This is a genomic window from Streptomyces sp. NPDC001717 (assembly GCF_042892775.1).
Classification (GTDB): domain Bacteria; phylum Actinomycetota; class Actinomycetes; order Streptomycetales; family Streptomycetaceae; genus Streptomyces.
The window spans coordinates 251,945-277,450 of the sequence record NZ_JBIAUK010000004.1 but is presented as its reverse complement, the minus strand read 5'-3'; the positions used below and the strand labels follow the sequence as shown (position 1 = coordinate 277,450).

Annotated in this window: 24 protein-coding genes; 13 read left to right on the top strand and 11 right to left on the bottom strand. The window is 72.2% G+C overall.

All coding sequences use genetic code 11. The features are described 5' to 3' along the window. Window positions 1-71 precede the first annotated feature (71 nt). Entirely contained in the window at window positions 72-986 is a 915-nt protein-coding gene (locus tag ACFYZL_RS10865) for a sirohydrochlorin chelatase (RefSeq protein WP_384750188.1), read from the bottom strand. Window positions 987-1,173: 187 nt separating this feature from the next. Here ACFYZL_RS10865 and ACFYZL_RS10860 point away from each other — a divergent pair, with 187 nt between their 5' ends. Next, window positions 1,174-1,851, top strand: coding sequence for a uracil-DNA glycosylase (locus ACFYZL_RS10860; RefSeq protein ID WP_384750185.1), 678 nt, complete (start codon window positions 1,174-1,176; stop codon window positions 1,849-1,851). 246 nt (window positions 1,852-2,097) lie between these two features. Further along, window positions 2,098-3,708 carry a von Willebrand factor type A domain-containing protein gene (locus tag ACFYZL_RS10855; protein WP_388678026.1) on the top strand — a complete coding sequence of 537 codons (1,611 nt, stop codon included), beginning with the start codon at window positions 2,098-2,100 and terminating at the stop codon, window positions 3,706-3,708. Window positions 3,709-3,764: 56 nt separating this feature from the next. On the opposite strand, the gene ACFYZL_RS10850 is transcribed toward ACFYZL_RS10855, so the two are convergent. Further along, window positions 3,765-4,856 (bottom strand): WD40/YVTN/BNR-like repeat-containing protein, encoded by a 1,092-nt coding sequence (locus ACFYZL_RS10850; RefSeq protein WP_384750179.1) that lies wholly within the window; start codon window positions 4,854-4,856, stop codon window positions 3,765-3,767. A gap of 219 nt (window positions 4,857-5,075) precedes the next feature. On the opposite strand from ACFYZL_RS10850, the gene ACFYZL_RS10845 reads away from it, so the two are divergent. The 4 genes from ACFYZL_RS10845 (at window position 5,076) to ACFYZL_RS10830 (ending at window position 10,156) form a co-directional block, all read left to right on the top strand. Further along, window positions 5,076-6,416 (top strand): wax ester/triacylglycerol synthase family O-acyltransferase, encoded by a 1,341-nt coding sequence (locus ACFYZL_RS10845; protein WP_384750176.1) that lies wholly within the window; start codon window positions 5,076-5,078, stop codon window positions 6,414-6,416. Between the two features lie 80 nt (window positions 6,417-6,496). Next, window positions 6,497-7,615: an NADH:flavin oxidoreductase/NADH oxidase gene (locus ACFYZL_RS10840; protein WP_384750173.1), complete on the top strand. Its 1,119-nt coding sequence runs from the start codon at window positions 6,497-6,499 to the stop codon at window positions 7,613-7,615. Window positions 7,616-7,695: 80 nt separating this feature from the next. Beyond that, on the top strand, window positions 7,696-8,040 hold the full coding sequence (locus tag ACFYZL_RS10835; protein ID WP_384750170.1) for an ArsR/SmtB family transcription factor: 345 nt from the start codon (window positions 7,696-7,698) through the stop codon (window positions 8,038-8,040). A 181-nt stretch (window positions 8,041-8,221) separates the two neighbouring features. Then, window positions 8,222-10,156 carry a PAS domain S-box protein gene (locus ACFYZL_RS10830; protein ID WP_388678020.1) on the top strand — a complete coding sequence of 645 codons (1,935 nt, stop codon included), beginning with the start codon at window positions 8,222-8,224 and terminating at the stop codon, window positions 10,154-10,156. Between the two features lie 154 nt (window positions 10,157-10,310). Here ACFYZL_RS10830 and ACFYZL_RS10825 read toward each other — a convergent pair whose 3' ends face one another. The 3 genes from ACFYZL_RS10825 to ACFYZL_RS10815 are packed head-to-tail and all read right to left on the bottom strand — an operon-like array spanning window position 10,311 to window position 12,857. Then, a complete protein-coding gene (locus tag ACFYZL_RS10825; RefSeq protein WP_388678017.1) occupies window positions 10,311-10,712 on the bottom strand; it encodes a hypothetical protein in 402 nt (133 codons plus the stop codon). A 41-nt stretch (window positions 10,713-10,753) separates the two neighbouring features. Next, a complete protein-coding gene (locus tag ACFYZL_RS10820; protein WP_388678014.1) occupies window positions 10,754-12,112 on the bottom strand; it encodes an FAD-dependent oxidoreductase in 1,359 nt (452 codons plus the stop codon). A gap of 52 nt (window positions 12,113-12,164) precedes the next feature. Then, window positions 12,165-12,857 (bottom strand): DUF305 domain-containing protein, encoded by a 693-nt coding sequence (locus ACFYZL_RS10815; protein ID WP_388678011.1) that lies wholly within the window; start codon window positions 12,855-12,857, stop codon window positions 12,165-12,167. A gap of 78 nt (window positions 12,858-12,935) precedes the next feature. On the opposite strand from ACFYZL_RS10815, the gene ACFYZL_RS10810 reads away from it, so the two are divergent. Continuing rightward, window positions 12,936-14,423: an LVIVD repeat-containing protein gene (locus tag ACFYZL_RS10810; protein WP_388678008.1), complete on the top strand. Its 1,488-nt coding sequence runs from the start codon at window positions 12,936-12,938 to the stop codon at window positions 14,421-14,423. A gap of 10 nt (window positions 14,424-14,433) precedes the next feature. Here the strand turns inward: ACFYZL_RS10810 and ACFYZL_RS10805 are convergent, their stop codons facing one another. From ACFYZL_RS10805 to ACFYZL_RS10790, 4 genes are all read right to left on the bottom strand, one after another. Then, window positions 14,434-15,054 carry a TetR/AcrR family transcriptional regulator gene (locus ACFYZL_RS10805; RefSeq protein WP_388678005.1) on the bottom strand — a complete coding sequence of 207 codons (621 nt, stop codon included), beginning with the start codon at window positions 15,052-15,054 and terminating at the stop codon, window positions 14,434-14,436. Window positions 15,055-15,151: 97 nt separating this feature from the next. Continuing rightward, on the bottom strand, window positions 15,152-15,814 hold the full coding sequence (locus tag ACFYZL_RS10800) for a phosphatase PAP2 family protein (protein ID WP_388678002.1): 663 nt from the start codon (window positions 15,812-15,814) through the stop codon (window positions 15,152-15,154). 70 nt (window positions 15,815-15,884) lie between these two features. Further along, a complete protein-coding gene (locus tag ACFYZL_RS10795; protein ID WP_388677999.1) occupies window positions 15,885-16,823 on the bottom strand; it encodes a M56 family metallopeptidase in 939 nt (312 codons plus the stop codon). An 80-nt stretch (window positions 16,824-16,903) separates the two neighbouring features. Beyond that, window positions 16,904-17,467, bottom strand: a complete 564-nt coding sequence (locus ACFYZL_RS10790) for a DUF5134 domain-containing protein (RefSeq protein ID WP_388677996.1) — start codon at window positions 17,465-17,467, stop codon at window positions 16,904-16,906. Between the two features lie 207 nt (window positions 17,468-17,674). Between ACFYZL_RS10790 and ACFYZL_RS10785 the strand changes: the two genes are divergently transcribed. Continuing rightward, the gene (locus ACFYZL_RS10785) at window positions 17,675-18,214 is read left to right on the top strand and encodes a GNAT family N-acetyltransferase (RefSeq protein WP_384750138.1); all 540 of its coding nucleotides are present in this window, start codon (window positions 17,675-17,677) and stop codon (window positions 18,212-18,214) included. Window positions 18,215-18,233: 19 nt separating this feature from the next. Here the strand turns inward: ACFYZL_RS10785 and ACFYZL_RS10780 are convergent, their stop codons facing one another. Together ACFYZL_RS10780 and ACFYZL_RS10775 are read right to left on the bottom strand one after the other, a co-directional pair. Further along, on the bottom strand, window positions 18,234-18,893 hold the full coding sequence (locus ACFYZL_RS10780; protein ID WP_384750135.1) for a glycerophosphodiester phosphodiesterase: 660 nt from the start codon (window positions 18,891-18,893) through the stop codon (window positions 18,234-18,236). Window positions 18,894-19,117: 224 nt separating this feature from the next. Next, window positions 19,118-19,753: a PadR family transcriptional regulator gene (locus tag ACFYZL_RS10775; RefSeq protein WP_384750132.1), complete on the bottom strand. Its 636-nt coding sequence runs from the start codon at window positions 19,751-19,753 to the stop codon at window positions 19,118-19,120. A 49-nt stretch (window positions 19,754-19,802) separates the two neighbouring features. Here ACFYZL_RS10775 and ACFYZL_RS10770 point away from each other — a divergent pair, with 49 nt between their 5' ends. The 5 genes from ACFYZL_RS10770 to ACFYZL_RS10750 all read left to right on the top strand — a co-directional run bounded on the left by ACFYZL_RS10770 (window position 19,803) and on the right by ACFYZL_RS10750 (window position 25,439). After that, entirely contained in the window at window positions 19,803-20,924 is a 1,122-nt protein-coding gene (locus ACFYZL_RS10770) for an LLM class flavin-dependent oxidoreductase (RefSeq protein WP_384750129.1), read from the top strand. Then, window positions 20,924-22,087: an alpha/beta hydrolase fold domain-containing protein gene (locus ACFYZL_RS10765; RefSeq protein ID WP_388677991.1), complete on the top strand. Its 1,164-nt coding sequence runs from the start codon at window positions 20,924-20,926 to the stop codon at window positions 22,085-22,087. The genes ACFYZL_RS10770 and ACFYZL_RS10765 overlap by 1 nt, the downstream gene beginning before the upstream one ends. Window positions 22,088-22,168: 81 nt before the next feature. After that, window positions 22,169-23,575, top strand: coding sequence for a DUF6421 family protein (locus ACFYZL_RS10760; protein ID WP_388677988.1), 1,407 nt, complete (start codon window positions 22,169-22,171; stop codon window positions 23,573-23,575). A gap of 26 nt (window positions 23,576-23,601) precedes the next feature. Beyond that, window positions 23,602-24,366, top strand: a complete 765-nt coding sequence (locus ACFYZL_RS10755) for an SDR family NAD(P)-dependent oxidoreductase (RefSeq protein WP_384744992.1) — start codon at window positions 23,602-23,604, stop codon at window positions 24,364-24,366. Beyond that, window positions 24,345-25,439 carry a threonine aldolase family protein gene (locus tag ACFYZL_RS10750; RefSeq protein ID WP_388677984.1) on the top strand — a complete coding sequence of 365 codons (1,095 nt, stop codon included), beginning with the start codon at window positions 24,345-24,347 and terminating at the stop codon, window positions 25,437-25,439. Before ACFYZL_RS10755 ends, ACFYZL_RS10750 begins: the two co-directional genes overlap by 22 nt. The last annotated feature ends 67 nt before the right edge of the window (window positions 25,440-25,506 follow it).

Here is a 25,506-nt window from a genome sequence, read left to right as displayed (position 1 = left end):
CGTGAGGCCCCGCCCCCGGCGTTTCACCGATCGGGGGGCGGGGCCTCGCGCACGCGTGGTGCGGGTGGTCGTCAGTTCGCGGGAGCGCTCAGCGTGATCCCGAGGGCCGCGGAGTACTGGGCGACGGCCAGCTTGCCGAGCGCGCCGTAGGCGCCGAGCACCTCGGCGGCGGCGCAGTCGGCCTCCTTGCAGGCGGTGTCCAGCAGCCCGTCGGCGGCCTCCGGGCCGATCAGGTACGGGGCGAGCGCGAGCTGGGTGGAACCCTCGCGGCGCAGCTGCTCGGCGACCGCGGCCACCGAACCCTCCTCGTCCAGCGCGGCGGCCTTCACCGGCACCGCGAGGCGGGCGGCGAGCAGCATGCCGGTGATGCCGGCGGCCTGCACGGCCTCCTCGCCACCGGTGGTGGCGAGCACGATGCCGTCGGCGGCGGTGGTCACGGTGAAGAGCCGCGCGCGGTCGGCACGGGCCAGCCCCGCCTCGGAGAGCCGCACGTGCAGGCCCTCGGCGAGCAGCGGGTGCGGGCCGAGTACGTCGGCCAGCTCGGCGGCGGCCGAGGAGTCCATCAGCGCCTGGCGGATCCGGCGCAGCAGACCGCCGTCCGGACCGGCCAGCAGCGGCACGACCACGGCGTCCGGGCCGGTCGGAGCGGGCACCTCGTGGCCGGCGGTACGGGCGAACTCGGCGCGTTCGGCACGCTCGGTCGCGACGGCCGTCAGCACGCCGGACAGCGACGGGAACTCGGTCTCGTCGTCACCGTCCAGGAAGCCGATGCGGGCGTCCAGGCCGGGCAGCTCGGAACGGCCGATGCTGATGATCTCTTCCGCCAGCCCCCGCGAGGCGGCCGACGGCGTACCCGGCACGGCGAGCACCAGCGCGGGCGCGCCCTCTGGCGCCGCCGCGGGCTCGGGCCGGCGGTGCCGTCCGGTCTGGCGGGGTCGCGGCATTCGTACGGGCAGGCCATTTGCGGGCCCAGTGGGGGAGCTCATGGCGCCGCATGCTACTGGCTTATCGGAACCAGGTGTTCGGGAGGGCCTTCTCGGGCGGCATCTGTCCGTATTTATCCGATGAATATCGCATACGGTCAGCCGGTCATGGCCGAAAACCGAGCGGTCGTACTTTATACCGCCGACCGGATGCGGAGACGTGGTGCTTGCGCCAGTAGAGTGATCCTTTGTGGCAGCTCTTCCGTTGAACCAACTCGTCGAGCCCGGCTGGGCCGAGGCGCTGAGCCCCGTGGCCGGCCGCATCGCGGCCATGGGCGACTTCCTGCGCGCCGAGATCGCCGCAGGTCGCACCTACCTTCCGGCCGGGGCGAACGTCCTGCGGGCCTTCCAGCAGCCCTTCGACGAGGTACGCGTCCTGATCGTCGGGCAGGACCCCTACCCGACCCCGGGGATGGCCATCGGCCACAGCTTCGCCGTCGCGCCCGACGTGCGCCGACTGCCCGGGAGCCTGGAGAACATCTTCCGGGAGCTGAACACGGACCTCGGACTGCCCCGGCCCTCCAACGGCGACCTGACGCCGTGGACCCGGCAGGGCGTGCTGCTGCTCAACAGGGCACTCACCACCGCGCCCCGCAACCCCGGAGCCCACCGTGGCAAGGGCTGGGAGGAAGTGACCGAGCAGGCCATCCGCGCGCTCGCCGCCCGCGGCAAGCCCCTGGTGTCCGTCCTGTGGGGGCGCGACGCCCGCAACCTGCGGCCGTTCCTCCAGGAGTTCCCGGCGATCGAGTCCGCCCACCCGTCGCCGATGTCCGCGGACCGCGGCTTCTTCGGCTCACGGCCGTTCAGCCGGACCAACGACCTCCTGGCCCGTCAGGGTGCCCAGCCGGTCGACTGGCGCCTGCCGTAGGCCCCGTCCGGCAGGCGGGGCGGGTCCACGCCGGGCCGGATCGCGCCCCGAGGCGTCGTCGTACCGGATGCGGACGGCCGATCCCCGACGACGCCGGGCGATACCGGATGTCGTCGGGATCGACGCACGACGTTGACATTCCGCATGCCGTTGTCGGTTCGATACCGGTTCGCAATCCCTCCGAATGCTCCAACTCCCGCTCGTGCGCGTCAGATTCAACACCGACGACGCTCCGAGGGAGACGGCATGACGCCCCACCAGGATGACCGCACGTCCCGAACGACACGAACACCCCGAACGGCACGAACACCTCGCACGGCCCCGACCGCCCGGAGGAGACCCCGCGGCCGGCTGATCGCCGCGCTCGCGGCCGGAGGCGTCCTGCTGGCCGGGTGCGCGTCGGGCGGCGGGAACGGGAACCGGGCCGCGAACGGTGCCGACTCCCGGCCGAGGCCCGCCGCCTCCTTCCCCGGCGCAGGCGCCCCGGAGGGCGAGAGCGACGGGCGCAGCACCACGAAGCCGCCCGCGGACTACCTCTCGACCTTCGCGCTCGACGTGGACACCGCCAGTTACGGCTACGCCCGCCGCACCCTCGCCGAAGGCCGACTGCCCGACGCCGCGAGCGTACGTCCCGAGGAGTTCGTCAACAGCTTCCGCCAGGACTACCGGCAGCCCGCCGGCGACGGCTTCACGGTCACCGTCGACGGAGCCCGTACCACCGACCCGAGCTGGTCCCTGGTCCGTGTGGGCCTCGCCACCCGGGCCGCGGGAGGCGGTACGGACGCGGAACGGCGGCTGCCCGCCGCCCTCACCTTCGTCGTCGACGTCTCCGGGTCGATGGCCGAGCCCGGACGCCTCGACCTCGCCCGCACCTCCATGAACCTGATGACCGACCAGCTGCGCGAGGACGACTCGGTCGCCGTCGTCACCTTCAGCGGCACCGCCCGGACCCTGCTGCCCATGACCCGCGTCGAAGGCCACCGCGGCCGGATCCACGAGGTGGTCGACGGACTGCGCACCGCCGATTCGACCAACGTGGAAGCCGGCGTCACGCGCGGGTACGACGAGGCGGTGAAGGGCCTGCGGCCCGGCGCCACCAACCGCGTCGTCCTGCTCTCCGACGCCCTCGCCAACACCGGCGCCACCTCCGCCGACACCATCTTGAAGCGGGTCGCCTCGGCGCGCACGGAGCACGGGATCACCCTCTTCGGGGTGGGAGTGGGAAGCGAGTACAACGACGCCTTCATGGAACGGCTCGCCGACAAGGGGGACGGCCACACCACCTACGTCTCCGACAGCGAGGGCGCCCGCAAGGTGTTCTGCGAGGACCTCCCGGCGCAGGTGCAGCTGCGGGCCCGCGACGCCAAGGCACAGGTCTCCTTCGACCCGGCGACCGTCGAGCGGTTCCGGCTGATCGGCTACGACAACCGCCGGGTCGCGGACGACGCGTTCCGCGACGACACCGTGGACGGGGGAGAGGTCGGCTCCGGCCACACCGTGACCGCGCTGTACGCCGTACGGCTGCGTCCCGGCGCCGGCGGGCACGTGGCGACGGCGACGGTGCGCTGGCTGGACCCGAACACCCGGGCCCCGCACGAGGAATCGGGCCGGGTGGAAGCGGCCGCGCTGGCGGGTGACCTGTGGACCGAGGCGCCCCCGCGGCTCCAGATCAGCGCGGTGGCCGCGTACTTCGCCTCGGCGCTGCGCGAACGGGGCGGCGGCTGGGAGCGGGTGCCGGGCGCCGTCCCGCTGGCCGGTCTCGCGGAGCACGCGGACCGGCTGGCCGGCCGCACCGAGGACCCCGCCGTACGGGAGCTCTCGCAAGCCGTACGACAGGCGGGGCGGCTGACGGGCTGACGGGCGGTCCGGGCGGTCCGAACGGTTCGAACGGTCCGAGGGGTCCCCGGTGGGGCCTACTCCTCCACCACGGCCGCCCGTACGCACAGGACGTCCGGCAGGTGCTCGATCAGCAACTGCCAGCTCTCGCCGTCGTCATGACTGGCGTACAGCTCGCCGTTGCGGTTGCCGAAGTAGACGCCCGCCGGGTCCGCGTCGTCCGTGCACAGGGCGTCGCGGAGCACGGTGCCGTAATGGTCGCCCGCCGGCAGCCCCTTGGAGAGCGGCTCCCAGGTGGCGCCCGCGTCCCGGGTCCGGAAGACCCGGCAGCGGTGCTCGGCGGGGACGCGGTCGGAGTCGGCGTTCAGGGGGAAGACGTACGCGGTGTCCGCCCGGTGCGGGTGGGCGGCCACCGCGAAGCCGAAGTCCGAGGGCAGCCCGCCGCCGATGTCCGTCCACCGGGCGCCCGCGTCGTCGCTGCGGTAGACCCCCCAGTGGTTCTGCAGGTACAGGCGGTCCCCGTCCCCGGCGTCCCGGGCGATCTTGTGCACGCACTGGCCGAACTCGGGGTGCTGGTCGGGCAGGAAGACCGCCGAGACGCCCTCGTTGGACGGGGACCAGCTGGCCCCGCCGTCCGCGGTGCGGAACACCCCGGCGGTGGACACGGCCACGGTCACCGCGTCCGCGTCGCGCGGGTCGGTGATCACCGTGTGCAGGCCCTCGCCGCCCCCGCCCGGCACCCATTTCCCGCGACTCGGGTGTTCCCACAGGGGGCGGACCAGCTCGAAGGATTCGCCCCGGTCGGTGGAGCGGAACAGCGCCGCGGGCTCCGTCCCCGCGTAGACCACACCGGGGGCCTCCGGGCCGGCCGGCTGGAGCTGCCAGACCCGCTCCAGCGAGGCGCCGGTGTCCTTGGGGAACTTCACGGCGGGCGACGCCGGTTCCCGCCAGGTCGCGCCGAGGTCGTCGGAGGTGAAGACGGACGGCCCCCAGTGGGAGCTGTCCCCACCGACGAGCAGCCTGGGCGCCGGGCCCCGGCGGTCGACCGCCACGGCGTAGACGGCCTCGGCGTTGAAATGGGGTCCGTCGAACTCCCACGGGCCCTCACCCCGCCGTCGGCCGATGAACAGTCCCTTGCGGGTTCCCACGAGCAGCAGTACCTCGGCCATGGCCGGCACCTCCGGACTCGGACCTCTTCTTCCCGGTTCTTCCCGGTTCTTTCCGGCCAGTCTGCACCCGCCCACCGACAGCGACCCGGGGGCCGACCCGGGGCCCGGATTAGCTGATCGATACTGATCGTTTACCGACAGGAAATCATTGCCACTTGCATGTAGCTGTTTGGAATGGGTTGACTTCAGGCCATCACCGCCACACGCGAGAGGACCTACGTGGCCACCGAGCACCTTTCCCCGCTCGACCTCGCCTTCTGGCGGATCGAATCCGCCGCCCACCCCATGCACCTCGGCGCCCTGGCCGTGTTCGAGGCTCCCCGTGACGGGTCCGCCGCGGGACGTCCCGCCGAGCGGGCGGCCGAGCTGCTCGCCGCCCGGTGCGCCGCCGTGCCGGGCTTGCGCCGCCGGATTCGTGACGTGCTGCTGCCCGTCGGCGCGGCCGCCTGGTCGCCGGACCCCGGGTTCGACCCGGCGCGCCACGTGTTCCTCGTACGGACGGACTCCGCGGACCCGCACACCGCCGCCGGTCCCCTCATGGCGCGCCCCCTGGACCGGCGGCTGCCGCCGTGGGAGGCGCACGTACTGGCCGGACCCGACCCGGAGCGCTTCGCGGTGCTCTTCAAGTTCCACCACGCCCTCGCCGACGGCATGGGCGCCCTCGCCCTGGCGGCGTCCCTGTTCGACGGGTTCGACCAGGAGCCGGCCGTACGGACCTCCGCGCGTCCGGTGCCCGAGCAGCGGGCCGGTTCCGCCCTGCGCCGGCTGCCCGGAGCCCTGGCGGCCCGGGTCCAGGACGTCGGCCAGGCCCTGGAGATCGGCGCCGCGGTGGCTCGCTCCGGCCTGCCGCTCGGGGTTCCCGCGGCCCTCGTCGCGGGCCCCGAGAGCGCGGGCACCCGTACGGTCGCCGCCCTCGCGCTCGACCTGGACGAGGTCAACCTGGTCCGCAAGGGCGCGGGCGGCACCGTCAACGACGTGCTGATCGCCCTGGTCGCCGGAGCGCTCCGGCGCTGGCTGGCCGGGCGGGGCGAGCCCTTGCCGCAGGGGCCGGGCCCGCGCGCCCTGATCCCCGTGTCCCGGCGGGGCCGGCCCGGGACCGGCGGCGGGAACCGGCTCTCCGGCTACCTCCTGCGACTCCCGCTCGCCGAGGCCGACCCGCTGCGCCGCCTGTACTCGGTGCGAGCGGGCATGGACCGCAACAAGGACGCCGGTCCCGCGCGCGGCGCCGGTGCCGTCGCGCTGCTGGCCGACCACGTCCACCCGCTGGGCCACCGGCTCGGGGGCCCGCTCGTCGCACAGGCCGCCCGGCTGCTCTTCGACATCCTGGTCACCAGCGTGCCGCTGCCCGGGCTCACCTTCGCCCTCGGCGGGAGCCGGGTCCGCGAGGTCTACCCGCTCGCCCCGCTGGCCCACGGCCAGTCCCTGGCCGTCGCGGTCTCCACCTACCAGGGCACGGTCCACTACGGCCTGGTCGGCGACGCGGCCGCCGTTCCGGACCTGGAGGCCCTGGCGAGGGCGCTGCGCGCGGAACTGGACGAGCTTGTACGACAGGTCTCGTAGTACGAGAGTTTTCGTAGTACGGTGTCTCTCGTACTTAGCCGCCGATCCCCGGCGCGCCCGGTGACATCTGGAGATCCCTGATGAGTGCTGCACCCGCCGCCCCTGCCGCCCCCGCCGCTTTCGCCGCCCTGTTCGCACCGCACACGCTCCGCTCGGTCACCATCCCCAACCGCGTGTGGATGGCTCCCATGTGCCAGTACAGCGCCGAGGCCTTCGGGCCGAACGCCGGCGTGGCCAACGACTGGCACTTCGCCCACTACGCGGCCCGTGCCGTCGGCGGCACCGGCCTGATCATCCAGGAGGCCACCGCCGTCTCCCCGGAAGGCCGGATCACCCCCTACGACCTCGGCATCTGGAACGACACCCAGGTCGAGGCACTGCGCCGGATCACCGCCTTCGTCAAGGCCCAGGGCGCCGTCCCGGGCATCCAGATCGCCCACGCCGGCCGCAAGGCGTCCACCGACCAGACCTGGAAGGGCGGCGGCCCGGTGGGTCCGGAGGCGCACGGCTGGCAGCCGGTCGCCCCGAGCGCCGTGCCGTTCGCCGAGGGCCACCCGGTGCCGCACGAGCTGACGCCCGCCGAGATCGCCGAGATCACCGGCCGGTTCGCGGCCGCCGCCGGGCGCGCCCTGGACGCGGGCTACGAGGTCCTGGAGATCCACGGCGCACACGGCTACCTCATCGGCGAGTTCCTCTCCCCGCACAGCAACAGGCGCACCGACGCCTACGGCGGCTCCTTCGAGAACCGCACCCGCCTCGCCCTCGAAGTCGTCGACGCGGTGCGGGCCGTGTGGCCCGAGGAACTCCCGCTGTTCTTCCGGATCTCCGCCACCGACTGGCTGGAGGAGAACGGTTGGACGGCCGACGAGACGGTCCGGCTGGCCGCCCTCCTCCACGAGCACGGGGTCGACCTCCTCGACGTCTCCACCGGCGGCCTCGCCCCCGGCGTGACGATCCCCCTCGGGCCGGGCTACCAGGTGCCCTTCGCGGCCCGGGTCAAGGCGGAGACCTCCCTGGCGGTGGCGGCCGTCGGCCTGATCACCGAACCGGAGCAGGCGGAGAAGATCCTCGCCAACGGCGAGGCCGACGCGATCCTCCTGGGCCGGGAACTGCTCCGCGACCCGTACTGGGCCCGCCGCGCGGCCGCCGAACTGGGCGGGGAGCCGCGGACCCCGAACCAGTACCACCGCTCCTGGTGAACACCGGTCGTACGATGGTTCTCGTACCATGGGGGCCAGAGCGAACCGAGTGAGCGAACCGAGTGAGCGGAGCCAAGGACATGACGGAACGGGACGCGGCCCGCACCCTCGACCATCCCGAGGCGGCGGAGATCCGCCTGGAGGGCGTGCTGCACGCGCTCTCCGACCCGGTCCGGCTGTCCATCGTCCGCGACCTCGACGCCTCGGCGGCGGAGCTGGCCTGCTCGTACTTCGACCTGCCGGTCACCAAGTCGACGACCACGCACCACTTCCGCGTGCTCCGCGAGAGCGGTGTCGTACGCCAGACCTACCGTGGCACCACGAAGCTCAACACCCTGCGCCGCGACGAACTGGAGACCCTCTTCCCCGGCCTGCTCGACGCCGTCCTGACGGCGGCGACGGCCGAGGCGGGGCGGCTCGGCTAGGCGCTCGGGGCGATCGACAACCCGCGGAGCGTGGGTCGGGTGTTGGGCCGCCATATCCGTACATGAGGTCACCCGGATGCGACAGTAATCCGCCAATAAGAGGCAACTGCCGTGCGACAGTCCCTCACTGCGGTCACATGTCCCTCTGAACTGGCGCGGCGGAATCGCACTTGGGGTCGGTATGGGCACAGGACACAGATCAACGACGCCCCTGAGTCAGGACACCGGACCATCGCCGGCGGCGGAGGAGCGGTTCCGGGGGTTGCTGGAGGCGGCGCCCGACGCCATGGTGATCGTCGACGCGACGGGGACGATCACCCTCGTCAACGCGCAGACCGAGGCGCTGTTCGGCTATCAGCGTGAGGAGCTGTTGGGTCGACCCGTGGAGCTGTTGATTCCGGACCGGTTCCGCGGGCATCATGCCCGGCACCGCGACGACTACGCGGCGAACCGTCAGGTCCGGCCGATGGGGGCCGGACTGGACCTCCACGGTCTGCGCAAGGACGGCACCGAGTTCCCGGTGGAGATCAGCCTGAGCCCGCTGGAGACCAGCGACGGCCTGCTGTTCTCCGCCGCCGTCCGCGACGTCAGCGACCGCAAGGCGGCGGAGGAGCGGTTCCGGGGGTTGCTGGAGGCGGCGCCCGACGCGATGGTGATCGTCGACGCGACGGGGACGATCACCCTCGTGAACGCGCAGACCGAGGCGCTGTTCGGCTATAAGCGTGAGGAGCTGTTGGGTCGACCCGTGGAGCTGTTGATTCCGGACCGGTTCCGCGGGCATCATGCCCGGCACCGCGACGACTACGCGGCGAACCGTCAGGTCCGGCCGATGGGGGCCGGACTGGACCTCCACGGTCTGCGCAAGGACGGCACCGAGTTCCCGGTGGAGATCAGCCTGAGCCCGCTGGAGACCAGCGACGGCCTGCTGTTCTCCGCCGCCGTCCGCGACGTCAGCGACCGCAAGGCGGCGGAGGCGGAGTTGAAGGCGCTGTACGAGCGGCAGCGGCACATCGCTCTGACGCTCCAGCGCAGTCTGATGGGGACTCCGCCGGCCGTTCCCGGCCTCGCTGCGGCATATCGATACAGGCCCGCGACGCAGGGCGCCGGGGTCGGTGGAGACTGGTTCGATCTGATCCTGTTGGGTGCGGGCCGGGTCGGTGTCCTGATCGGCGATGTCATGGGGCGTGGTCTGGAGGCGGCGGCCGTGATGGGGCAGTTGCGTTCGGCCGCGCATGCCCTGGCCGTCACCGGCATGGAGCCGCGGGCGTTGATGCAGTCGCTCGAGACCGTCGTCGCGGACCTTTCCGTCCCCGATCAGCTGGTCACCTGCTGCTACCTGGTCATCGCTCCCGACACCAGGCAGGTGGCGGTCTGCTCAGCCGGTCATCTGCCGGTCCTGATAGCCGCCCCCGGCCAGCCGGCACAGATCCTCCCCGCCCCCGTGAGCGCGCCACTGGGCGTGGGCGGCATCCCGCACCAGCAGACCACTGTCGTCCTCGCGCCGGGCACGCTCCTCGCCCTGTTCACCGACGGCCTGATCGAAACCCCTGGCTGCGACATCGAGGAGCGGCTGAACGCCCTCATCGACACGATCGACAACACTCCCCACGGCAGCGCACTGGAGTCGGCGGCCGATCACATCCTGGCCACCCTGCTGCCACCCGATCCAGGCCATGACGACGATGTCACGCTTCTGCTGACCCGGGTCCCCGATGCCCCACAGGCCACGGCCGCGATCGAACTGCCTGCCGTGCCCGCGTCGGCAGGAGAGGCACGGGCCTTCGTCGAGAAGGCCCTCACCGCATGGGACCACGGCTGCCTCGCCGACGACGCCCGGTTGCTGACCTCGGAGGTGTTCACCAATGCCGTCCGGCACGGCAAGGGCCCGGTGCGCCTGCACCTCCGCCTCGACGCCTCCGAACTGGTCGTCGAGGTCACGGACCACAGTCCTCACCTGCCGCACCCTCGGCTCGCGGAAGCGGATGAGGAATCAGGACGCGGCCTCGCCCTGGTCGAAGCCCTGGCCACCCGGTGGGGTACTCGCCCCACCGATGCGGGCAAGACCACCTGGTTCACACTGCCGCTGAGCAGGAAGCCCCAGCCGGACGACAGGTAGAGGAGCGCCCGCACCGGCCCGAGTCCGAAGCCCGGTTCCGGTTTCGATAACCCAACACTCCACACTCCACGGCTGCCCTGCGTCAGAGCCATGAAGCGCAGCGTCCAGTTGTGCACGTGCGCGTCGCCGAGATGGTTCACACGCAGGATCGCACCTAGACCGTGGTGTCCCACCGGTGGAGCAGGCGGCCGTCGGGGCCGTAGACGTCCATCAGGTAGCCGCCGCCGAGGGTCAGGCCCTCCTTCGAGGTGAGGAAGGAGGTGATCGAGGCAGCCTGCTTCTTGAAGAGGGCGTCGCCCGAGTCCGGATTGCGGGTGTGGACGACGATGTACGGGGGGTAGCCCTCGCGCTTGAAGTTCGGCTCGATGCCGTACACGTCCGCGTCCCCGCCGGCTTCGCGGTAGCGGTCGGCCAGCGCCGCCGCCTCCGGCGGGGCGGCCGTGCTCGTCGCGGTGGGGCCGGGCGGAAAGCCCGTCGGCGACGGGGCGTCCGTGCACGCCGTCAGGGCGGCGGCGCACGTCACCACCGTCAGGGTCAAAGCGATCCCGCGTCCCACCCGCACAACTCCCATGATCCGGCGACCCCGTCCGGACCACGCTATGCCAGGCCCGCCGCCCCCAACAGGCCCGACCAGTCCGGGATCTTCACCGAGCCCCGGCCGAAGGAGCGGCCCAGGTCCGTCTCGGCCGCCTCGATGGCCAGCCAGCCCGGCCATTCCACCGGGTGCAGGCCGGCCGCGCGCAGGGCGTCCAGGGGGTCCCCGGACAGCTCCCGCCGGGCCAGCACGCCCGCGTCCTGGAGCAGCGAGGAGGCGGTCTCCTTCGCGCAGGGGCGATTGGTGCCGATCACGCCCGTCGGGCCGCGCTTGATCCAGCCCGCCACGTACTCGCCGACCGAGGCCCGGCCCGCCCGCAGCACCCGGCCCGCCGCGTGCGGGACCGTGCCCTTCGACGGATCGAAGGGCAGCCCGGCGAGCGGAACGCCCTTGTAGCCCACGGAGCGCAGCACCAACTGCGCCTCGATGTCCTCGAAGACGCCCGTCCCGCTCACCCCGCCCCGCCCGTCCGGGGCGGTCCGTTCGAAGCGCATCGCGGTGACCCGGCCGTCGGGCCCGCCCAGGATCTCCGCCGGGCGCAGGTAGAACCGCAGCGCGATCCGGCGGCCGGACCCGCCCGGGTCGGCCCCGGCCCAGCCGCGGAGCGCCTCCAGGTTGCGCCGTGCGACCGCGGGCAGGGCGGCGGCCGCGGCCGGGTCCTCGTACACCGGGTCGATGGCCAGCTCGGCCGGGTCGACCACCGTGTCCACTCCCGGCAGTGTGCCCAGCTCCCGCAGTTCCTTGGTGGTGAACTTCCCTTGCGAAGGCCCCCGTCGGGCCACCATCGCCACCCGGCGCAGCCCGCTGATGGCGAGCGCGCCCAGTGCCGGCTGGGGCATGTCCGTCGGCTCCAGTTCCGCGGGGCCGCGGGCCAGGATGCGGGTCACGTCCACCGCGACGTTGCCCGCGCCGACCACCACCGCCGAGTCCACTCCCGGCAGGTCGAAGCTCTCGTCGACCGCGTCCGGGTGCCCGCTGTACCAGGACACGAACGAGGTGGCGGAGTGCACCCCGGCCAGGTCCTCGCCGGGGATCCCGAGCAGCCGGTCCCGGGCGGCGCCCACGCAGTAGACCACCGCGTGGTACAGCTCCAGCAGTCGCCCGGTGGGCAGGGCGGGCCCGCCCACCTCGACATTGCCGAGGAAGCGGATCCGCTCGTCCTCCAGTACGGTGCGCAGGCTGCCCTGGAGGGACTTGATCTTCTCGTGGTCGGGCGCGACCCCGTAGCGGACGAGCCCGTACGGCGCGGGCAGGCGGTCCAGTACGTCGACGAGCACCCCGGGCACCTCGCGCTGCTGGACCAGCGTCTGGGCCGCGTAGACCCCGCTGGGGCCCGATCCGACGACGGCGACACGAAGCACGGCGGAGCTCCTCCCGCAGGTGGTCCCAGCATGACACCGGCCTCCCCGGCCGTCAGCCCATCGCGCGCATCCGGTTGATCTCGGCCGTCTGCACGGCCACCACCTCGGTGGCCATCTCCTCGACGGCGACGTTGTTGCCGTCGGCCAGCGCCTCGCCCGCCATCTTCAGCGCGCCCTCGTGGTGGGTGGTCATCAGCCTCAGGAAGAGCCGGTCGAAATCGGCGCCCGTGGCCGCGGTCAGCTCCTCAAGCTGCTGCTCCGTCGCCATGCCGGGCATCGTGGAGTGGTCGTGCGGGTGCCCGCCGGAGGCCGCCGGCGGCGCCGGGTGCAGGGCCCGCCACTTCTCCATGGCGCCGATCTCGGGCTGCTGAGCGGCCGTGATCCGCTCCGCCAGCCGCCTGACCCCGTCGGCCGAGGCCCGCTGCGGGGCCAGGGCGCTCATGGTCAGGGCCTGCCGGTGGTGCTCGATCATGTTCTGCACGTAGGCGTGGTCGGCGGCGTTCGGGCTGTCGTCGGGCTTCTCCTTGGCGGCCTGCTCGGGCGTGAGCGTGCGCGCCGCCTCGCCCGGTCTGCCGGGTGCGATCACCACGGGCCGCCCGTCCCGCGCGGCGTCCGTCGCGCCACCGGACTCGCAGCCGGTCAGGGCGAGCAGGATTCCGGCGATCGCGATCGCGGCCGCGCCGGTGAAACGGCGGGGCCGTACGGATAAGGCCATGAGACCGCTGGGGGCTTTTGCCATGTCCATGCAAAGGACCATACTGCCGGGGTCCTGGTTCCGTTCCCACCCCGAACGGAATCGACCGGACTTCCAAGGGAGGGCACAGTGACCTCGCTACACCACAGGAGAGTGCGAAAAGGGAGGATCGGGGCGGTCGTCGCGACGGCCGGGCTGTTCACCGCACTCCTGGCCGCCGGACCGGCGGCGGCCAGTCCCGACCCGGGTGACTTGTCGCCGGGCACCGGCTCCCGTCAGGGCGGCGCGGGCCTCGCGGCCGGACGGGAGCTCGCCCCGGGCGAGATCCCCGGGCAGGACGAGGTCGTGCACAGCGCCAACATCAAGCCCCTGGCCAACATCCCCTCGGTCGACCCCACCGTCATCAATTCGGACATCGCCTTCCAGGGCAGGTACGCCTACGCGGGCAACTACAACGGTTTCACGATCTACGACATCGCCAACCCGAAGGCACCCAAGACCGTCACCACGGTCCTCTGCCCCGGCGGTCAGAACGACGTCTCCGTCAGCGGCGACCTGCTCTTCCTCTCCACCGACTCCTCCCGCAGCGACGACTCCTGCAACAGCGTCTCGCAGCCCGCCACGGAGAAGTCCTCGTGGGAGGGCATCAAGATCTTCGACATCAAGGACAAGAAGAACCCCAAGTACATCAAGTCCGTGGAGACGGCCTGCGGTTCCCACACCCACACCCTGGTGCCGAGCGGCCGCGACATCTACCTCTACGTCGCCTCGTACTCGCCGAACGAGGCCTTCCCCGACTGCAAGCCGCCGCACGACGGCATCTCGGTGGTGAAGGTCCCGAAGAAGGCGCCGACGCAGGCCGCGGTCGTCGCCTTCCCGATCCTCTTCCCCGACGGCGGCAACCCGGGCGCGCCCACCAACCCGGGCGTCTCCAAGACCACCGGCTGCCACGACATCACCGTGCTGCCCTCGAAGAACCTGGCCGCCGGAGCCTGCATGGGGGACGGCATCCTCTTCGACATCAGCAAGCCCGAGCAGCCGCGCGTCATCGACCGGGTGCAGGACAACGTCAACTTCGCGTTCTGGCACTCGGCCACCTTCAACGAGCGGGCGAACAAGGTGGTGTTCACCGACGAGCTCGGCGGCGGCGGCGCCGCCACCTGCAACGAGGCAACGGGCCCCAACCGGGGCGCCGACGGCATCTACGACATCACCGGCACGGGTGACCAGCGCAAACTCGTGTTCCGCAGCTACTACAAGATCCCGCGCCACCAGGCCGACACCGAGAACTGCGTGGCCCACAACGGCTCGCTGATCCCGGTCGGCGGCGGCCGCGACATCATGGTGCAGGCCTGGTACCAGGGCGGCGTCTCGGTGTGGGACTTCACCGACTCCGCACAGCCCAAGGAGATCGCGTACTTCGAGCGCGGACCCCTGACGACGGACAAGATCGGCGTCGGCGGCTCCTGGTCGGCGTACTACTACAACGGGCACATCTACTCGAACGACATGGCCAAGGGCCTGGACGTGCTGCGGCTCGACGACTGGCGCACCGAAAGCGCCAAGTGGGTCTGGCTGGACCGGCTCAACGTCCAGAGCCAGCCCGACTACCACTGACCGGCACGACCTAGCGCAACGTTCCGCCGGGCGGCCCGCCGTCCGGCGGAACACCCAGCTTCCAGTCCAGTCCGTACCGCTGGAACAGCTCCGCCCGCAGCCTCGCCGGTGGCATGGGCGCCCCCGGCAGCAGCACCGCCACCACCGCACCCATGAGCAGCGCGCGCAGCAGCGGGTAGTCCGCGTCCGCCTCCGCGGAGCCGTACCGCACCACCGTGTCCCGCAGCAGCTCCGCCAGTCGCTGCTGCTCCGGGCACTGCACGAAGCCCTCGGCCGTGAGGATGCCCGCCATGTGGGTGCGCATCAGCAGCGGCTGGTCCCGGGCCAGCCCGAGGATCGCGTCGATCGCGCGCGCGAGCCGCTCCCGCCCGTCGTCGCAGCGCGGCTCCCGCTCCAGCGCCGCGTGCAGGGTGCGGTGCATCAGCCGGTGCACGGCGGACTGCAGCAGCTGCCGTTTGCCCGGAAAGTAGTACGAGACCAGGCCGCGAGCCGCTCCCGCCCGGTCGGCGATGTCGCCGAGCGTCGTCGCCTCGTACCCGCGTTCGGCCACGAGCTCGACCGTCGCCTGCAGCAGCCGCTCCCGGGAACGTCTGCGCAATTCTTCATTGACCGATGGGCTACGCGGGGACATGCTTACTCCTGCGTTGACTGGCTCGGAGCCAATATACTCAGCGCACGGGTCGGCCTGCTCTGGGTGACACGGGGGATCGCCCAGGGCAGGCACACCTTCACCGCCGAGCGGCGACGAACCGGGGCCGGCGGGCCGGCAGGCACACCGCGAGGGCCACCAGGACCACGCCCAGCAGCCAGCCGCCGATCACGTCCGACAGCCAGTGCACCCCGAGGTAGAGCCGGGTGAATCCGACCCCGGCCACCGAGACCACGGCCACCACCCAGGCGGCCACCACCCAAGCGTTCGTCGACCTCGCCCGGTCCGCCTTGCGGGGCAGCAGCCACAGCAGCAGCCCGCACACCACCGCGGCCGTCATGGCATGGCCGGAGGGGTAGGAGGCGTAGTTCGACGAGTGCACCGGGTCCGGCCACACCGGCCGCTCCCGTCCCACCAGCGCCTTCAGCCCCTGGTTCACCACCCCGGCCGCCAGTGTCGCCAGGCCCACCCGCCACGCGCGCTCCCGGTCACCGCGCAGCCACAGCCACGCGCACGCGAGGGCGGCGAGCGCGCGCATGGTCCAGGGGTCCCAAAACCAGTCGGTCAGCACCACCATCAGCCGGGTGACACCGGGATGGGTGACGGCATGGGCGTGTAGATCCCGGGCGACCTGTCGGTCGAGGCCCAGGAGCGGTGGCCACTCCAGCACCACCAGTACCGTCAGCACGGCCGCGAGCAAGGCGCAGCCGATGCCCACCCACCGCAAGTGATCGTTCCGCATGCGGGTGATCCTCGCACCCGTGCGTGCCCGAGGAGCTCAGCGCCTCAAGCCGGCGCCCCGGACCGGCGCCTCAGGCCAGCGCGCTCAGCCCCGGTACGAAGGCCACGAGCAGCGGTACCGCGGGGAGCAGCGTCGCCAGCGCCGTCAGCCGGAGCCTGCGGCTCGCCGGCAGGCGGGGTTCGGCCGTCAACAGCCGACGCACCCGCTGCGGAACGTGTGCGTCGGGCGTGGCTCCGGGTCCGAACGCCCCCCGGTCCTCGTTGAGTCCGACCAGCGCCAGTGCCACGGTGAGCCGCCCGTACCGCCGGGAGGCCACGTCGTCGGCGGCCAGCTCCACCAGGAGGTGCATTTCGGCCTCGAACGCCGCGAAGACCGGCACCTGCGGGAAGCCCCCGGCCAACGCCCGCGAGCAGTGCAGCAGCCAGTCGTGCCGGGCCGCCGTGTGGCTCTGCTCGTGCGCCAGTACGGCGTCCAGCTGGCTCCCCTTCAGCCGGCCGAGCGCCGCCGTGGTCACCACGAGCCGCGGCGCCGTACCCGGCAGCCACCACGCGTCCGGCCGAGGGCCCTCCAGTACGACGAGCCGCGCGCCCACCGGGTCCTCCCCGGGCAGCAGCGGGGCCCGCACCAGCAGTTCGCTGCCCTGCGCGCGCCGTCGGGCCCGTGCCCGCAGCACCTCCCGCGTCAGCATCGCCCCCGTCCACAGGGCGCCGCCCGCCAGCGCGAGCGCCGTACCGGCGGCCCAGGGACCGCCCGACGAGCCGAGGGCGTAGGCGTCGACCACCCCGTGCGGGGCGGAGGCGAAGAGCCACCCGCGGACCGCCTGCCAGGCGGCCGCCGCGCTCAGCAGCATCGACAGCCCGAAGCACAGGAGCACCGCGCCGACCACGCACTGCCACACCCACAGGGCGACGACCGGTTCTCGTTCGGGCCATCGGGCCCGGGCCAGCAGGCGGGGAGCGAGCACCGCGGTCAGGGCGCCGAGCAGCAGCAGTGCGGCGGGGACCATCATGGTCTTCACCCTATGAGCGAGGGCTACCTGCGGGTAAGGCCTCGGGACATTGGTGACGCAGGACACGTCGTCCCGCACCCTCACATGGCGAGCAGCATGGCCAACATCCCCATTCCCATGGCCAGTCGGCAGGCCCGGGTCAGCTCGGCGGACCCCGTCGGCCCCGTCGGACCCGTAGACCCCGAGGTCCCGGCACCGGCCGGGTGGTGGACCGTGGTGCCCGACGTGGTACCCGCCGTGATCAGGCGTGCCCCGCCGAGGACCACGTAGCCCGCGTAGTAGAGGAGCAGCACCCCCGTCAGCAGCGGAAGCCCGCCGCCGTGCCCGGATCCGGCTCCGTACCCGGCCGTCACCGCCATGTAGACCATCGTCAGCGCACCCACCAGGTGGTGGGCGTGGTGCGCCCCCTGGCGCAGCAGCCACACGGCGTGCAGGGCCGTGGCGCAGAACACCAGCGCCAGGGCCGTGGCCCGCCACCCGTCGCCGTGCCCGAGCGGAACCGCCATCAACGCCATGCCGAAGCCCATCACGGCCTCCCCGGCCGCGGCGCCACCCGCTCTGCGCACCCGCCCCAGGCAGTACGCGCCGCTCACCGCGCACAGCAGCACCAGCAGCCAGGCGGAGACGGAGACGGGGAGGGACATGGCGGAACCGTGCACGGCACAACCCCCGGGGCGTCGGCGCTCTCCGGCGTCACCGAAGAGACGTACAGGGGAAGGGATTCCCGCCTCACGGCGTCCTCACGCGGTCCCGGGTTAGGCTCTCGGTGCGCTGACCGGCATGTCATATGCCACCGCGCGGAACGCCGCACAGAACGCCCGCACAGAACGCCGCACAGAACGGAGCGCCCGATGTCGACCGCACAGCCCGCCCCCCTCAGTTTCCGTGACGCCGGGGAGGCGGACGTGTCCGAGTTGGTGGCGCTCGTCGAGTCGGCGTACCGCGGTGAGACCAGCCGCGGTGGCTGGACCACCGAGGCGGACTACCTGGAGGGCCAGCGCACGGACGAGGACGGGGTCCGCCAGATCGTCAACGCCCCCGAGGGCACCCTGCTCGTCGTCGAGCGCGCGGACGAGATGGTCGCCTGCTGCCACCTCGAACACCGGGGCGACCACGCCTACTTCGGCATGTTCGCCGTCCGCCCCGGCCTTCAGGGCGGCGGCCTCGGCAAGGAGATCCTGGCCGAGGCCGAACGCCGGGCCCGCGAAGCGTGGGGCGTCCGCGAGATGCGGATGACGGTGGTGAACGTACGGGAGGAGCTCATCGCCTACTACGTGCGCCGCGGCTACCGGCGCACCGGCGAACTGAGCCCCTTCCCCTACGGCGACGAGCGCTTCGGCGTCCCGCTCCGCGACGACCTGGCCTTCGAACTGCTGGTCAAGCCGCTGTAGGACGCCGCAGGGCGTCCCGTCAGGCGGTGAAGCGGCCCGTGCTGCGGATCTCCGGGAAGCGGGTCACGGCGCCGTCCAGGCCCAGCGCCCGGGCGAGCCGCAGCAGGTCCAAGGTGTCCACCTCCCTGCCGACGACCCGCAGTCCGGCCGCGTGCGCGTCCTCGACCGTCGCCAGGGGGAGTTCTCGGATGTCCAGGGCGACGGTCCCCGCGCCGATGGCCAAGGCGCGGTCCACGAGAGGCCTGCGTGCTGCCTGCGGGTGGTCCGCGTACAAGGTGGTCCGCACGCCCGGTACCAGCCGCGCCATCTCGCCGAGCGCTTCGTCGTCGAAGGAAGCGACCTCCACCCGCCCGGTCAGGTCGCGGCGCAGCAGCAGCTCAGCGAGCGGCCCGACCGCCGGGTGCTCCCGTACGGAGACCTGGAGGGGGGTCCGGACCGCGTCCAGGACCTCCTCGAAGACCGGCACGGGCTCGCCCTGCCCGGCGTCGAGCCCGCGCAGTTCGGCCAGGGTCAGATCGGCGACGGCGCCCGAACCGTCGGTGGTCCGGTCCACCTCGGGGTCGTGCAGGGCGACGAGGGCGCCGTCCTTGCTCAGTCGCAGGTCGAGGGCGATGACGTCCATGCCCGAACGTTCCGCTCGCAGGTAGGACCGCAGGGTGTTCTCCGGTTCGACACCCATGACCCCGCGGTGACCGATGGTGAGGAAAGTCAAGGTTCTCTCGCTTCCGTCGACGGCGGCTTCGCGCGCGGTCGCGGTGTCCCGACCGGCCCCGCGCGATGAGGACGCATGCTAGTGCGCCCGCCGCGCGAAGGGACCGCCCGTGCAAGGCCCTGAACGCGGCGCTCCGGCCGCTTCCCGCACGGGTCGTACGGTCCTTCGCGGCCGCCGGCGGCGTGATCGCGTCACCCGGGCGTGGGCGCGTCCCCATCGGCTTGACGACCGGCCGGACCGGCTGTCGGAGCGGCCGCGTCGAGCTCCGCCAGGTCGGTGAGCAGGGCCTGCGCCAATTCCAGTTCCGCGAGGTGCTGACGCTCGCTCCAGCGCAGCGCGAGGGTGGGGAACGCCCATTCCGGTACGTCGGCCGCGTGCTCCATGGCCTCGCGCACGGCGGCCAGTTCACCCCGGGTGCGCTCGATGTGTTCGGCGACCATCGCGCGCAGCCGCTCCGGTTCGGCGAGGTGACCGAGCCAGATCCGCAGGAGCAGCCCGTGCTTGAGCACCGGCGGGCCGGCCTCGGCGGTGTCGGCGGCCCAACCGGCGAGCGCCTCGCGGCCGGCGTCGGTGATGGCGTAGCGCCGCTTGGCCCGCGCCTCCTCGGGCCCCGAGCGCGCGGAGGACGCGTAACCCAGCTCCTCCAGGCGGCGCAGTTCCGCGTAGATCTGGCTGATCGCGGGCGACCAGTAGAAGAAGCGCAGGGAGGAGTCCGCCCACTTCTTCAACTCGTAGCCGGTCCGCTCCCCCGGGAAGGAGAGCAAACCGAGCATGGCCCACGCGGTCGGCGGCAGCTCTTGCTTCTTCGGCTCCTGACTACTAGTCATATTTCGAATTGAAGTGAGGCCAGGCACCGGACGCAACCCTGGAGGCACAGTGAAATTCTCCGTGATCTTCGAAGCTCAGCTTGCCGACCCGACGGTGGAACGGGAGCACCAGGTCATCCACGACTGCGTCGAGCAGGCCGTGCTGGCCGAGCGCATGGGCTTCGACCGGATCTGGGCCGTGGAGCACCACTCGCTCAAGTGGTACGCACACATGAGTGCCCCCGAGATATTCCTGACCTGGGTCGCGGCCAGGACGAACACCATACGCATCGGGCACGGCGTCGTGTGCATGCCCTTCAACTTCAACCATCCGGCGCGGGTCGCCGAGCGGGCCGCCATGCTCGACCTCCTCTCGGGCGGGCGGCTCGACCTCGGGGCCGGGCGCGGGGGCACCGAGCAGGAGACCTCGCTGTGCGGGGTGGACCGGGAGCGGACCACGGCGGAGGTCGAGGAGGCCCTGCGGATCATCGGCAAGGCCTGGCAGGAGGAGGAACTGGAGTACCACGGCGAGCTGATCGACATCGATCCGCACCCGATCCTGCCGAGGCCGAAGCAGACGCCGCATCCGCCGCTCTTCCTCGCGTGCAGCCGGGGCGAGACCCTCGTGCAGGCCGCCGAGCTGGGGATCGGGGCCCTGGTGATGGGCTTCGCCGGACCCGAGTCGATCGCGGGGATGCGGAGCGTCTACGACGCGGCGGTCGCCGGGCGGGACGGCAGCCGGTTCGTCTCCACCGTCGTCAACGACCACTTCTCCGTGCTCTGCCCGACCATCGTCCTCGACGACCGGGAGGAGGCGCGGCGGATCGGCATCCGGGGCCAGCGGTTCTTCGCGCAGTCCATCGGCCACTGGTACGGCGGGGCGGGCATCCCGGACGAGGCGGTGGTGGCGGGGGCCGACGAGGCCGCGGAGATGCGCCGGGCCGCCGAGCAGGTGGTGGCCCGGCTGCACGAGCTGGACATCCCGGTGCGGCCCAACTCCACCGCCACCTTCAACGCCGACCACGCCTACGGGAACGCGGACGACGCCATCGCGTACGCGGAGCGGCTCAGGGCGGCGGGGGCCGACGAGATCATGTGCCTGATCCAGATGGGCACGGTGGAGCAGGAGGCCTGCCTGGAGACCCTGCGCCAGTGGGGCGAGAAGGTCATCCCGCACTTCCGGGGGGCGTGATGCGCGAGCCCGCCGCCGAGGCCCGAGCGCGGACCGCCGTGTCCGGCCCGGAGCCCGCCTCCGCCTCTCCCGTGCCCGCCTGCGTCGGCCCGACGCCCGCCTCCGCCTGCCCGACGTCCGCCGGCGGCCCCGCGCCCGCCTCCGTCCGCCCGGGGCCCGACGCCCCGCTCGCCCCCGCCGCGCGGCTCGACCCGGCCGCGCGGCCCTACCTCGACGCCCTCGCCGCCGGCTTCCCCGACCTCGGCGGGCGGGTCACCGACGCCGACGAGGCGCGGCGGATCCTCGCGGCCGCGCCGCGCCCGGCCGCCGCGCGGCCCCGGGTCGGGGCCGTGGAGGACCGGAGCGTCCCGGGGCCGCCGGGGGCCCCGCCGGTCCCCGTACGGGTCTACCTCCCCGACCCGGAGCGGTGGCCCGGCCCCCGTCCGACCGTGGTCTTCAGCCACGGCGGGGGCTGGGTGCTCGGCGACCTCGACACCCACGACACCACCGCCCGCAACATCTCCCGCGCGGCCGGCGCCGCCGTCGTCTCCGTCGACTACCGCAGGGCCCCCGAGCACCGCTTCCCGGCCGCCCTGGAGGACGTCCACGCGGTCCTGTGCTGGGCCGGCGCCCACCTCGACGAGCTCGGGGGCGCCCCGGAGGCCCTGGTGGTCGCCGGGGACAGCTCGGGCGGCAACCTCGCCGCCGCGTCCCTGCTGCTCTCGCGCGAGCGCGGGGGACCGGCCGTCGCGCTCCAGGTGCTGGTCTACCCCGCCCTGGACGCCGCCCAGGACAGCGCCTCGTACCGGGCCGACGCCGAGGGCTGCTTCCTGACCGCCGCGCACATGCGCTGGTTCTGGGCGCAGTACCTCGGGCCGGACGGCCGCCCGGACGATCCCCTGGCCTCGCCGGTCCGCGCGGACCCGGCAGGGCTGCCGCCGGCCCACGTGGTCGTCGCCGGATGCGATCCGCTGCGGGACGAGGGCGTGGCGTACCACCGGCGGCTGAACGAGACCGGGATCACTTCGGTCCTCGACGTCCGTCCCGGGCTGTTCCACGGCTTCCTGGCACTGGCGGGCGTATTGCCGGTGGCCCGCGCCGTGTTGGACGGGTTGGGCGGAGCCATACGTTCCACCCTTTCGAACGGGAAGACTTCCGGTGAAGCGGGGGGTGACGCAGGATAATTTCCCGCTTCACCTCTTGAACGGGAGAGCCTCATATGCATACGCTGCCTTGACGTGAGGTTCTCCTGTGGAGGAAGTGACATGACGGAAACTCTTGTGCCGGGCATCGGCGGGGCCGCAATAACCGCCGGGGCGCGGGTGGTCGACCACCCGGCGTGGCCCGAGCTCAAGGCCGCCGTGGAGGAGATCCGCCCCTGGCAGTCCAAGGACGGGTCGATCGACTTCGAGGCCGAGGGCGCACCCGCCCAGCACACGGCCGAAGCCGCCGTCGGCCGCGTGATCCGCGCCGTCGAGGAGCTCTCCCCGCTGCTCCCGCACGCCACGGCGTACCACGAGGCCCTCGTCGCCGACCTCCGCAAGTGGGCCGCGGCCGGCTTCCAGGTGCCGGACTTCCTCGACTCGCTGCTGGCCTTCCACCCGGCCGCCGAGCGCGCCGACGGGCTCCAGCACCTCGTCGTCTTCCCCATGTACACGCAGAACGGCAACCCGGACCGCAACCTGGAAGCCGTCGCGCTGAAGATGGTGTGGCCCGAGTGGCTCTCCGAGCTGGAGCGCACCCGGTACGACAACCCGCTCTTCCTCGGCATCACCTTCGAGGACTTCACCGCGGGCTACGACACCCACTCCGCCGTGCTCTTCCCGGAGACCATCGCCGTGCGCGAGGCCCCCGAGCGCTTCACCTGGGGCGGCATCTTCTGCGACCGCGAGGCCGCGCGCTTCCGCAAGGTCACCACGGCCGCCGTCGAGATCCTCGGTGTCGAGCTGCCCGCCGACATCGCCGCGATGGTCACCGACCAGGAGCGCTGCGAGAAGGCGTTCGTCCTGTGGGACATGGTCCACGACCGCACCCACAGCCACGGCGACCTGCCGTTCGACCCCTTCATGATCAAGCAGCGCCAGCCGTTCTGGATGTACGGCCTGGAGGAGCTGCGCTGCGACCTCACCGCCTTCAAGGAGGCCGTGAAGCTGGAGTCCGAGGGCAACGAGCACGGTCGTGACGTGCAGTACGCCGTCCTCTTCGACCGGATGTTCCGCTTCCCCGTCTCCGGCGACCGCAACCGCAACTACGACGGTCTCGGCGGTCAGCTGCTCTTCGCGTACCTCCACAAGCACGACGTCGTGCGCTGGACGGACAACAAGCTGAAGATCGACTGGATGCGTGCCCCGCAGGTCACCAACCAGCTGTGCGCCGAGATCGAGGAGCTCTACCGGGCGGGCATCGACCGTCCGAAGCTCGTGCACTGGTTCAAGGCGTACGAGCTGGTCTCGACCTACCTCGCCCCGCACCCGGGCTCCAAGTGGGCCAAGGGCGCCGACGCCCTCGACCTGACGCAGCCGCCGCGCAAGCTGGTGGACGACGTGCTTCCGGACGAGTTTCCCCTGAGCATGTTCTTTGAGGCGCTCGCCAAGAAGCTCAAGGGAACGATCGCCTCCACCAAGGGCATCACCGCCCTCAACGCCGATCAGGCCGAGCGAGCCGCCGCGTGAGCGCTCGCCCACAGGAGGCTGCACAGATGAACGGCTCCGGGAACGGCAACAACGGAAAGCTGCACGGAGCGGTGGTGGCGGTGGCCGGGGCCGGCGGGCCCGCCGGCCGCGCCACCCTGCTCCGCCTCGCCGAGGCGGGGGCGACCGTCGTCGCCTCCGACGCCGATCCGGCACGGCTGGCGGAGGCCGTGGACGCGGCGCGCTACGCCCACGGTGGCGCCACCATCACCGGTGACACCGTGGACCTGCTCGACCTGGACGCCACCAAGGCCTGGGCCGAGCAGATCGAGAAGGAGTTCGGCCGCGTCGACGGCCTGGTCCACCTCGTCGGCGGCTGGCGCGGCAGCAAGACGTTCACCGACGTCGACCTCGCGGACTGGGACTTCCTGGAGAAGCTCCTCATCCGCACCGTCCAGCACACCTCGCTCGCCTTCCACGACGGACTGCTGCGCAGCGACCGCGGCCGTTTCGTCCTGGTCAGCCAGTCCGGTGCGCACAAGCCGGTCGCCAACAACGCCGCGTACAACGCGGGCAAGGCGGCGGCCGAGGCGTGGACGCTCGCCATGGCCGACTCCTTCCGCAAGATCGGCGGGGACGAGGGCCCGGGCGCCGCGGCTGCGATCCTGGTGATCAAGGCACTGGTGCACGACGCGATGCGCGCCGAGCGTCCCAATGCGAAGTTCGCGGGCTTCACCGACGTGAAGGAGCTGGCCGAGGCCATCGCCGGCGTCTGGGAGCGGTCCGCAATCGATGTGAACGGACAGCGTCTGTGGCTCACTCCGCAACCGTGAGAACCGAAACAGGGAAGACCGACGCCCGCCGCCACCACGACCCCGCCGTGCGCGGGTTCGCGAGCGACAACTACGCGGGGGTGCACCCGGAGGTCCTGGCCGCCGTGGCGCTCGCCAACGGCGGCCACCAGGTCTCCTACGGCGACGACGAGTACACCGAACACCTGCAGAAGGTCTTCCGCAGCCACTTCGGCCCGTACGCGGAAGCCTTCCCGGTCTTCAACGGCACCGGCGCGAACGTCACCGCCCTCCAGGCGATGACGGACCGCTGGGGCGCCGTGGTCTGCGCCGAGACGGCGCACATCAACGTCGACGAGGGCGGCGCGCCCGAACGGATGGCGGGCATCAAGCTGCTCACCGTCCCGACGCCGGACGGGAAGCTCACCCCCGAGCTCATCGACCGGCAGGCCTGGGGCTGGGAGGACGAGCACCGTGCCATGCCGCAGGTCGTGTCGATCACCCAGAACACCGAGCTCGGCACGGTCTACACGGTCGACGAGATCCGCGCGATCTGCGAGCACGCGCACGCCAAGGGCATGAAGGTGCACCTCGACGGCGCCCGCATAGCCAACGCCGCGGCCTCGCTCGACGTACCGATGCGCGCCTTCACCAACGCGGTCGGCGTGGACGTGCTGTCGTACGGCGGCACGAAGAACGGCATGATGTTCGGTGAGGCCGTGGTGGTGCTGAACCCGGATGCGGTCCGGCAGATGAAGCACGTCCGCAAGATGTCGATGCAGCTCGCGTCCAAGATGCGCTTCGTGTCGGTGCAGTTGGAGGCCCTGCTCGCGAAGGACCTGTGGCTGCGCAACGCCCGGCACGCCAATGCCATGGCCCAGCGCCTGGCGGCGGGCGTTCGTGAGACCGACGGCGTGGAGATCCTCTACCCGGTGCAGGCGAACGGGGTGTTCGCGAGGCTGCCGCACGAGGTGTCCCTGCGACTGCAGAAGCGTTTCCGCTTCTACTTCTGGGACGAGAGCGCCGGAGACGTCCGCTGGATGTGCAGTTACGACACTCAGGAAGAGGACGTCGACGCCTTCCTCCAGGCCCTGAAGGAAGAGATGGCCCGCTGATCCAGGCCATGGCTCTCTCTGCATAGATATACCCCCTACCGAAAATCTATTGATCTTCGGTAGGGGG

Coding starts and splice junctions, on each gene's coding strand:
- ACFYZL_RS10795 (WP_388677999.1), bottom strand. CDS start 16,823: ATGATGGTCCCCGCCGCACTGCTGCTGCTCGGCGCCCTGACCGCGGTG.
- ACFYZL_RS10840 (WP_384750173.1), top strand. CDS start 6,497: ATGAGTGCTGCACCCGCCGCCCCTGCCGCCCCCGCCGCTTTCGCCGCC.
- ACFYZL_RS10755 (WP_384744992.1), top strand. CDS start 23,602: ATGAACGGCTCCGGGAACGGCAACAACGGAAAGCTGCACGGAGCGGTG.
- ACFYZL_RS10805 (WP_388678005.1), bottom strand. CDS start 15,054: ATGTCCCCGCGTAGCCCATCGGTCAATGAAGAATTGCGCAGACGTTCC.
- ACFYZL_RS10835 (WP_384750170.1), top strand. CDS start 7,696: ATGACGGAACGGGACGCGGCCCGCACCCTCGACCATCCCGAGGCGGCG.
- ACFYZL_RS10765 (WP_388677991.1), top strand. CDS start 20,924: ATGCGCGAGCCCGCCGCCGAGGCCCGAGCGCGGACCGCCGTGTCCGGC.
- ACFYZL_RS10785 (WP_384750138.1), top strand. CDS start 17,675: ATGTCGACCGCACAGCCCGCCCCCCTCAGTTTCCGTGACGCCGGGGAG.
- ACFYZL_RS10780 (WP_384750135.1), bottom strand. CDS start 18,893: ATGGGTGTCGAACCGGAGAACACCCTGCGGTCCTACCTGCGAGCGGAA.
- ACFYZL_RS10760 (WP_388677988.1), top strand. CDS start 22,169: ATGACGGAAACTCTTGTGCCGGGCATCGGCGGGGCCGCAATAACCGCC.
- ACFYZL_RS10830 (WP_388678020.1), top strand. CDS start 8,222: ATGGGCACAGGACACAGATCAACGACGCCCCTGAGTCAGGACACCGGA.
- ACFYZL_RS10790 (WP_388677996.1), bottom strand. CDS start 17,467: ATGTCCCTCCCCGTCTCCGTCTCCGCCTGGCTGCTGGTGCTGCTGTGC.
- ACFYZL_RS10815 (WP_388678011.1), bottom strand. CDS start 12,857: ATGGACATGGCAAAAGCCCCCAGCGGTCTCATGGCCTTATCCGTACGG.
- ACFYZL_RS10800 (WP_388678002.1), bottom strand. CDS start 15,814: ATGCGGAACGATCACTTGCGGTGGGTGGGCATCGGCTGCGCCTTGCTC.
- ACFYZL_RS10850 (WP_384750179.1), bottom strand. CDS start 4,856: ATGGCCGAGGTACTGCTGCTCGTGGGAACCCGCAAGGGACTGTTCATC.
- ACFYZL_RS10865 (WP_384750188.1), bottom strand. CDS start 986: ATGAGCTCCCCCACTGGGCCCGCAAATGGCCTGCCCGTACGAATGCCG.
- ACFYZL_RS10775 (WP_384750132.1), bottom strand. CDS start 19,753: ATGACTAGTAGTCAGGAGCCGAAGAAGCAAGAGCTGCCGCCGACCGCG.
- ACFYZL_RS10855 (WP_388678026.1), top strand. CDS start 2,098: ATGACGCCCCACCAGGATGACCGCACGTCCCGAACGACACGAACACCC.